The sequence below is a fragment of the Chryseobacterium formosum genome (genome assembly GCF_026460885.1).
Taxonomy (GTDB): Bacteria; Bacteroidota; Bacteroidia; order Flavobacteriales; family Weeksellaceae; genus Chryseobacterium; species Chryseobacterium formosus.
On sequence record NZ_JAOVZW010000063.1, the window covers coordinates 1 to 241 of the forward strand.

Genomic DNA, 241 nt, shown 5'->3' on the forward strand with positions numbered 1-241 from the left:
GGGAGGCGGAATCACTACAGAAGACCGTACAGGATTAGCAGCAGGAACTTATACAGTAACCATTACTGATGCCAACGGATGTACAGGAACAGTAAGTGCTACCATCACTCAGCCAACAGCAATGAGTGCAACGACTTCTCAAACGAATATTTCATGTAACGGAGGAACAAATGGAACAGCAAGTATTGTTGTAACGGGAGGAACTGCTCCTTATACATACTCATGGTCTCCGAGCGGAGGA

Annotated in this window: 1 protein-coding gene; it reads left to right on the plus strand. The window is 46.1% G+C overall.

Going from position 1 to position 241, the window contains the following annotated elements; all coding sequences use genetic code 11:
- Positions 1–241, plus strand: a 241-nt coding sequence (locus OF897_RS21565) for a SprB repeat-containing protein (protein ID WP_267267722.1), incomplete at both ends; no start/stop codon positions are given.